General features: G+C 76.1%; 7 protein-coding genes. All 7 read left to right on the top strand.

Features of this window, described 5'->3' with window-relative positions:
- Positions 1-378 precede the first annotated feature (378 nt).
- From pelF to ACFWEG_RS27360, 7 genes are read left to right on the top strand one after another with little or no spacing between them, the layout of a single operon-like run.
- Positions 379-1,941, top strand: a complete 1,563-nt coding sequence (pelF, locus tag ACFWEG_RS27390; RefSeq protein WP_387220347.1) for a GT4 family glycosyltransferase PelF — start codon at positions 379-381, stop codon at positions 1,939-1,941.
- Positions 1,938-3,317 (top strand): hypothetical protein, encoded by a 1,380-nt coding sequence (locus ACFWEG_RS27385; protein WP_387220345.1) that lies wholly within the window; start codon positions 1,938-1,940, stop codon positions 3,315-3,317. Before pelF ends, ACFWEG_RS27385 begins: the two co-directional genes overlap by 4 nt.
- 43 nt (positions 3,318-3,360) lie before the next feature.
- Positions 3,361-4,365 (top strand): SDR family NAD(P)-dependent oxidoreductase, encoded by a 1,005-nt coding sequence (locus ACFWEG_RS27380; protein WP_387220343.1) that lies wholly within the window; start codon positions 3,361-3,363, stop codon positions 4,363-4,365.
- Positions 4,366-4,414: 49 nt separating this feature from the next.
- Positions 4,415-5,128: an NDP-sugar synthase gene (locus tag ACFWEG_RS27375; RefSeq protein ID WP_387220340.1), complete on the top strand. Its 714-nt coding sequence runs from the start codon at positions 4,415-4,417 to the stop codon at positions 5,126-5,128.
- 7 nt (positions 5,129-5,135) lie between these two features.
- Positions 5,136-6,026 carry an NAD-dependent epimerase/dehydratase family protein gene (locus ACFWEG_RS27370; RefSeq protein WP_387220338.1) on the top strand — a complete coding sequence of 297 codons (891 nt, stop codon included), beginning with the start codon at positions 5,136-5,138 and terminating at the stop codon, positions 6,024-6,026.
- 20 nt (positions 6,027-6,046) lie between these two features.
- Positions 6,047-6,691 carry a spherulation-specific family 4 protein gene (locus ACFWEG_RS27365; protein ID WP_387220335.1) on the top strand — a complete coding sequence of 215 codons (645 nt, stop codon included), beginning with the start codon at positions 6,047-6,049 and terminating at the stop codon, positions 6,689-6,691.
- Positions 6,692-6,696: 5 nt separating this feature from the next.
- Complete coding sequence (locus ACFWEG_RS27360) at positions 6,697-7,509, top strand: endo alpha-1,4 polygalactosaminidase (RefSeq protein ID WP_387220350.1); 813 nt, start codon at positions 6,697-6,699, stop codon at positions 7,507-7,509.
- Positions 7,510-7,556: the final 47 nt, after the last annotated feature.

The following is a 7,556-nucleotide window of genomic DNA, read 5'->3' as shown; positions in this document are numbered from 1 at the left end:
CGCCGGGGCCGTCCGGCGGTGCGCTGCCGGGCGCGGGGGGACAGCGGACCGACGCGCCCCGGCGGCGCGAAGCCGACGCGGCGGCGCGAAGCCGACGCGGCGGCGCGAAGCCGAAGCGGGGGCACGACCGCAGCGGTGGACGAGCGCGACGCACGCGACCGCGGCGGTGCACGACCGCCGGCGCACGACCCGCACGGCAGACGCCCAGCAGCACAGCGCATGCACGGCACCGGGCACGCCGCACGTCCGCAGCCGCACGCCCAGCACACCCCGCACACGCCCGCTCGCATCCGCACGCCCGGCACGCCCGTCAGCAGAGCCCGACCGAAGCACAGCGCGGCCCGGTCCGTCACACACCACAGGGGGAGCAGCAACCGCATGGCCGAGACCCTTCACCCGCCCCGAACCGGCGCCCCGCCGGTCACCCTGCTGACCGAGGGCACCTACCCGCACAGCCACGGCGGCGTCAGCGTCTGGTGCGACCAGCTCGTCCGGGGCATGCCGGACGTCGACTTCCGCGTCATCGCCGTGACCGGCACCGGGCGCGAGACCCTGGCCTGGGACCTCCCGCCGCACGTCGCCGAGCCCGTCACCGTGCCCACCTGGGGGCCGACCCCGGCCGGCCGGGCCCTGCGCGGCCGTCGGCTGCGGACGCTGCTCGACACCTACGAGACGTTCCTGACGGCGCTCCTCGACCCCGCGGCCGAGCCGCACTTCGGCCCCGCGCTCCTCGAACTCGCCCGGCACGCCCGCGACGGCGCGCTCGGCCCCGCACTGCGCACCGACCGGGCCACCCGCGTCCTGGTCCGGGTGTGGAACCGCCCCGACCTCGCGGTCGCCGCCGCCCGCCCCACCCTGCACGACGCGCTCACCGCCACCGACCTGCTCGAACACGCGCTGCGCCCGCTGGCCGCGCGCCCACCCGAGCACGGCGTGGCGCACGCCGTCAGCGGCGGGATCGCCGTCCTGCCCGGTCTCGTCGCGCACGACCTGCACGGGGTGCCGCTGCTGCTCACCGAGCACGGCGTCTACCTGCGCGAGCGATACCTCGGCTACCGCACCGGCCCCTACCGCTGGCCGGTCAAGGCGCTGCTCCTCGGCTTCTTCCGGCTGCTCGCCGAGGAGACCTACCGGGTCGCCGCCCTGGTGACCCCGGGCAACCGCTACAACCGGCTCTGGGAGGAGCGCGGCGGCGCCGACCCCGCCCTCATCCGCACCGTCTACAACGGCGTCGACCCCGCCGCCTTCCCGCACGCCGGACCCGAACCGGCGACGCCCACCCTCAGCTGGGCCGGCCGGGTGGACCCGATCAAGGACCTGGAGACCCTCGTGCGGGCCTTCGCGCTGGTCCGCGGGGAGGTCCCGGAGGCGCGGCTGCGGCTCTTCGGCGGCACCCCGCGAGGCGGCGAGGCGTACCGGGAGCGGTGCGAGAAGCTCGCCGCCGACCTCGGCCACGGCGACCGGGTCACCTTCGAGGGCCGGGTCGACGACATCAAGGACGCCTACGCGGCCGGCAACGTCGTCATGCTCTCCAGCATCAGCGAGGGCTTCCCCTTCACCCTGATCGAGGCGATGTCCTGCGGGCGCGCCACGGTCTCCACCGACGTGGGCGGGGTACGCGAGGCCGTCGGGGACAGCGGCCTCGTGGTGCCCCCGCGCGAACCGGAGGCCATGGCGCGGGCCGCGGTGGAACTGCTGCGCGACCCCGGGCGGCGGGCGTCGATGGGGGAGCGGGCGCGGCTGCGGGTCATCGAGCAGTTCACCCTGCGGCAGACCGTCGACACCTTCCGCGAGATCTACGCGGAGCTCGGCGCCAGGACCGGGATCGGGACGGCCCGGCACCGCGGGACCTCCGACACCATCGAGACCGTCATCGAGGGCATCGGCCTGAGCGCCGCCTCCGACGCCGCGCTCCGGCCCGCCGAGGAGGCCCTCGCGTGAGCGGACCGCTGCGCCTGGTCCAGGGCGAGGGCGACGCCCTGCCCGAGCCGCCCCGCGCCCGGGTGCCCCGCCCGCGCGGCGAGGAGGCCGCCCGGACCCGGCCCGCCTGGGCCGAGGACCCCCTCGACGAACTGGCCGAGCGCCTCGTCGAACAGGTCTCCTCCGCCGTCCACCCCTACGAGGTGGCCGCGCTCCTGGAGTCCGACGGCCTGACCGGCGAGCAGATCACCGCCCGGTACGGCCGCCCCGACCTGTTCACCCTCGCCGAGGACCTCCACGCCCTCGTCCCCCGCCACTACCCCGAGCCCCCGCCCCCGCCCGACCCGTGGAAGGCCGACCACGTCCGCTGCGCCCTGCGCGGCCTCGTCTTCGCCCTCCCCGGCCTCGCCTACGTCGTCGGGGCCGGCCTCTGGCAGGGCCGCGCGGCCCTCACCGGCCTGGTCGCCGCCGCGCTGTTCGCCTGGGCCTGGAACCAGGGGCTCAGCCACCGCGCCCACGTGCGCCTGGCCGCCGAGGGCGGCGCGGGAGCCGGCCGGACGCTCGCGCTCGGCGCCCCGGCGGGCGCCCTCGCCGCGACCGCCGTCGCGACGACGCTCACCGGCTGGGGCGGCGGCGCCGCCTTCGCGGCCGGCCAGTCCTGCTACCTGGCCGCGGCGAGCGTCCTGCTCGTCCTCGGCCGCGAACGCGCCCTGCTCGGCACCCTGCTGCCCCTCGCGCTCGGCGCGGCCGCGACCCTCCTCGGGCCGCTGCCCACCGCCCTCGCCGTCGCGCTCCTGCTCGGCACCCTCGCGCTCGCCTGCGGCGTCGCCGCCCACGCCGTCCGCCGCGCGCTGAGCACGGGGACGGTGGCGGGCGCCGTACGTCCGCGGCTGGCCGGCTCGGTTCCGTACGGCCTGTTCGGGCTGGCCGCCGGGGTGCTCGCCGCCACCGCCGGGGCGCTCTCGCCGCGCTCCGTCATCGTCCTCACCCTCAGCATGGGCGCGGCCGAGTGGCTGCTCTACCGCTACCGCTCACTCGCCCTGCGGGCGCTCCGCGCGGCGACGGAACCGCGCCGCTTCACGGCCCGGGCCGCCGGCGCGCTGGCGTGCTGCCTCGCCTGCTACCTCGCCCTGCTCGCCGCGGGGTCGCTGCTGGCCGGCACCGCGCCCGCCCCACTGCTCGGACTCGGCGCGCTGCTCTGGCTGGCCCTGCTGCTCCAGGCGTTCTCGCTCGCCTGGCTGCCGGCCGCCGTCTGCCTGCTCACCGCGGCCGCCGTCGCCGCCGCGCCGCTCGCCGGGATGCCACCGGGCCCCGCGCAACTGCTCTGCTGGCTCGCCGCCGCCGTCCTCGCCGGCGCCGCGTGCCACCTCCTCGGCCGGCCCACCGCCCACCGCTGAACAGCGCCGCCGCCCCACCCCTCCCACCGACAGGAGCAGCCCCATGCCGTCCACGCCCGCGCTCGTCGCCGTCACCGGCGCCGAGGGATTCATCGGCTCCCACCTCACCGAACTGCTCGTCGCCCGGGGCCACCGGGTCCGGGCCATGGCCCAGTACAACTCCTTCTCGTCCTACGGCTGGCTGGAGACGCTCGCCCCCGACGTCCTCGACCAGGTCGAGATCGTCCTCGGCGACGTCCGCGACCCCGGCTCCGTCAACCAGCTCACCGACGGGGCCGAGGCCGTCTACCACCTGGCCGCGCTCATCGCGATCCCGTACTCCTACCAGGCGCCGCACAGCTACGTGGACACCAACGTGACCGGCACCCTCAACGTCCTGGAGGCCGTCCGCCGGCAGGGCATCCCGCGGCTCGTCCACACCTCCACCAGCGAGACCTACGGCACCGCGCAGACCGTGCCGATCACCGAGGACCACCCCATCAACACCCAGTCCCCGTACGCCGCCTCGAAGGCCGGCGGCGACCGGCTCGCCGACTCCTACCACGCCAGCTTCGCCACCCCCGTCGTCACCCTGCGGCCGTTCAACACCTTCGGCCCCCGGCAGTCGATGCGCGCGGTCATCCCGACCGTCATCGGGCAGGTCGCCGCGGGGGAGCGGACCATCACCCTCGGGGACCTGAGGCCCACCCGCGACTTCCTGTACGTGAAGGACACCGCCCGCGCCTTCCTCGCCGCGGGGACCGCCCCGGCGGAGAAGGTGGTGGGGCGCACCTTCAACGCCGGCACCGGAGGGGAGATCTCCGTCGGCGAACTGACCACCCTCATCGGCAAGTTGATGGACGCCGACCTCGCCGTCCGCGAGGACGGGCAGCGGCTGCGCCCGCCGGCCTCCGAGGTCATGCGGCTGGTCGCCGACGCCACCCGGCTCCGCGAGGCCACCGGCTGGCGCCCCGAGCACGACCTGGAGACCGGCCTCGGCCACACCATCGACTTCTTCCGCGACCCGGCGAACCTCGCCCGCTACAAGACCGGCATCTACAACATCTGACGCGCGTCCGCCCGGTACCACCCACCGCAACGACACCACGGGAGTCCTCATGCACGCAGTGATCCTGGCCGGAGGCAAGGGCGTCCGGCTGCGGCCGTACACCACCGCGCTGCCCAAGCCGCTGGTCCCGATCGGCGACCAGCACGCCATCCTGGAGATCGTGCTCCGCCAGCTCGCCGACGCCGGATTCACCAGCTGCACCATCGCCATCGGCCACCTCGGCCACATCATCCGCGCCTACGTCGGCAACGGCGCGCGCTGGGGCCTGCGCGTCGGCTACTCCACCGAGGACAGCCCGCTGGGCACCATGGGCCCCCTGCTGACCATGATGGACCGGCTGCCCGAGCACTTCCTCGTCATGAACGGCGACATCCTCACCGACCTCGACTACAGCGACGTCCTGCGGCAGCACACCGCCTCCGGCGCCCCGCTCACGGTCGCCACCTACGCCCGCAAGGTCGCCATCGACTTCGGCGTCCTCACCACCGACGAGGGCCGGATCGTCGGCTTCGCGGAGAAGCCCACCATGGACTACCGCGTGTCCATGGGCGTCTACGGCCTCATCCGCGACACCCTGGCCCCGTACACCCCCGGCCTCCCGCTCGGCTTCGACGAGCTGATGCTGGACCTGCTGAAGGCCGACACCCCGCCGCACGCCTACGACTTCGACGGCTACTGGCTCGACATCGGCCGCCCCGACGACTACGACCGGGCCAACGCCGAGTTCACCACCTACCGCTCCATGCTCCTGAAGGGTGCCTGACCCTCCCATGCGCGTTCTCGTCCTGGGCTCCACCGGATTCCTGGGCGGCCACGTCGCCGAGCAGCTGCGCGCCCTGCCGGGCGTGCGGCTGCTCGCCGGCGGCCGCTCGCCGGCCGACGACGTGGGGATCGACCTCACGGCCGACCCCGCCGAGCTGGCCGCCTCGCTGCGCGCCGCGGCTCCCGCCGCCGTCGTCAACTGCGCGGGCCTGACGGCCGGTTCGGCCGTGCGGCTCACCGACGTCAACGCACGCGGACCTGCCGCGCTCTGCGAGGCGCTCGCCGCGGCCGCCCCCGCCGCCCGCCTCGTCCACCTGGGCTCGGCGGCCGAGTACGGGCCCACCGCTCCCGGCGCCCCCGTCACCGAGGACGCCCCCACCCGCCCGCAGGGCCCCTACGGCGCGACCAAGCTCGCCGGCACGGCGGCCGTCACCGCCTCCGGCCTCGACGCCGTCGTGCTGCGGGTCTTCAACCCCGTCGGGCCCGGTGCGCCCGCCACCGGCCTGCCCGGCCGGCTCGTCACCGAGCTGCGCCGCACCCCGTCCGACGGGACGATCGAGACGGGCGACCTGTCCGCCCACCGCGACCTCGTCGACGCCCGGGACGTCGCCGAGGCGGTCGTCCTGGCCGTACGCGCCGAGGGCCCGCTGCCGCCGGTGCTCAACATCGGCAGCGGCCGGGCGACCGTCGTCCGCGAGATCGCGACCGGACTCGCGGCCGCCGCCGGCTTCCGCGGCCGGATCGCCGAGACCGGACAGGGCTCCGCCCGCTCCGGCACGGTCTCCTGGCAGTGCGCCGACATCAGGGCCGCGCGCACGGCGCTCGGCTGGGAGCCGCGCCGCCCGCTCGCCGCCTCCCTCGCCGACCTCTGGCACGCGACGGCCCCGGCGTCCGTGTGAACCCCCGGCTGCTCGTCCCCATGTACGTCCACCCGGCCACCGACCCGGACGCCTGGCGGTCGCTCGCCGACCACGCCGACCTGCTCCACAGCGTGGTCCTCAACGTCGCCGACGGTCCGGGCCCCGCCCCCGACCCGCCCTACGTCGCCGCAGCCGCCGCACTGCGGGCGGCCGGCGTCCGGCTGCTCGGCTACGTCGACACCGACTACGGCCGCCGCCCCCACCGGCAGGTCGCCGCCGACCTCGACCGGTACGCCGACTGGTACGCCACCGACGGCTGCTTCTTCGACCAGGCCGCCTCCGACGCCTCCGGACTGCGGCACTACCGCCGGCTCGCCAGGGCCGCCCGCGCCCGCGGCTGCCGCACGGTCGTGCTCAACCCCGGTGTGCACCCCGCCCCCGGCTACGCGGCCGTCGCCGACCTCCTGGTGACGTTCGAGGGCGACTGGCCCACGTACGCCGACGCGCCCGGCCCGCCGCCCTGGACCGCCGACCACCCGCCGGAGAAGTTCTGCCACCTGATCCACGGCGTCCCGCCGAGCCGCTGCGGGCTCGCCGCCCGCACCGCCGCCCTGCGCCGCGCGGCCGTCCACTGCGCCGTCCCCGGCCACGGCCCGAACCCCTACGCCCTGCTGCCGCCCGCCCTGCACCGGAAGACACCGTGATCCGCCTGCGCCACCTGCTCGCCGTCCTCGCCCTCACCCTGCTCACCGCCTGCTCCACCACCGCCCCGCCCGACCCGCGCCCGACCGCGAGCGCGCCCGACCCGCGCCCGAGCGAGGACCGCCGCTGGCGCCCGGCCGCCGGCACGGCCTGGCAGTGGCAGCTCGACGGCCGGGCGGACCCGCGCGTCGACGTGCCCGTCTACGACATCGACGGGTTCGAGAACAGCGCGGCCGACGTCCGGCGGCTGCACCGCGACGGCCGGAAGGTCATCTGCTACCTCAACGCCGGCGCCTGGGAGGACTTCCGCCCCGACCGCGCGGCCTTCCCGAAGCGGGTCCTCGGCCGCTCCAACGGCTGGCCGGGGGAGCGGTGGCTCGACATCCGGCGGATCGACGTCCTCGAACCGCTGATGGAGAAGCGCTTCGACATGTGCCGCGACCGCGGGTTCGACGCCGTGGAGCCGGACCTCATGGACGGCTACCTGCACCGCACCGGCTTCCCGCTCACCGCCGCCCACCAGCTCGCCTACAACCGGATGCTCGCCCGACTGGCCCACGAACGGGGCATGTCCGTCGGCCTCAAGAACGACCTGCCGCAGATCCCCGCACTCGTGGACGACTTCGACTTCGCGGTGAACGAGCAGTGCGCCCAGTACGACGAGTGCGACGCGCTCATGCCGTTCGTCGAGGCGGGCAAGGCGGTGCTGCACGTCGAGTACGCCCTGAAGACCGGGGAGTTCTGCCCAAAGGCGCGCGAGCGGGGGTTCAGCTCGATGCGCAAGCGGCTCGACCTCGGGGTGTGGCGGCAGCCGTGCTGACCCGCACGACCGCCGGGCCGGCTCCGGTGGGGCGCGGGCCCGGCGGT

Source organism: Streptomyces sp. NPDC060194 (assembly GCF_042728285.1).
In the GTDB taxonomy this organism is placed as follows: Bacteria; Actinomycetota; Actinomycetes; order Streptomycetales; family Streptomycetaceae; genus Streptomyces.
This window is presented reverse-complemented; position numbering and strand designations above follow the sequence as displayed.

Excerpts from the sequence above, each read along its gene's own strand:
- pelF (WP_387220347.1), top strand. The coding sequence starts at position 379 with ATGGCCGAGACCCTTCACCCGCCCCGAACCGGCGCCCCGCCGGTCACC.
- ACFWEG_RS27380 (WP_387220343.1), top strand. The coding sequence starts at position 3,361 with ATGCCGTCCACGCCCGCGCTCGTCGCCGTCACCGGCGCCGAGGGATTC.
- ACFWEG_RS27375 (WP_387220340.1), top strand. The coding sequence starts at position 4,415 with ATGCACGCAGTGATCCTGGCCGGAGGCAAGGGCGTCCGGCTGCGGCCG.
- ACFWEG_RS27370 (WP_387220338.1), top strand. The coding sequence starts at position 5,136 with ATGCGCGTTCTCGTCCTGGGCTCCACCGGATTCCTGGGCGGCCACGTC.
- ACFWEG_RS27365 (WP_387220335.1), top strand. The coding sequence starts at position 6,047 with ATGTACGTCCACCCGGCCACCGACCCGGACGCCTGGCGGTCGCTCGCC.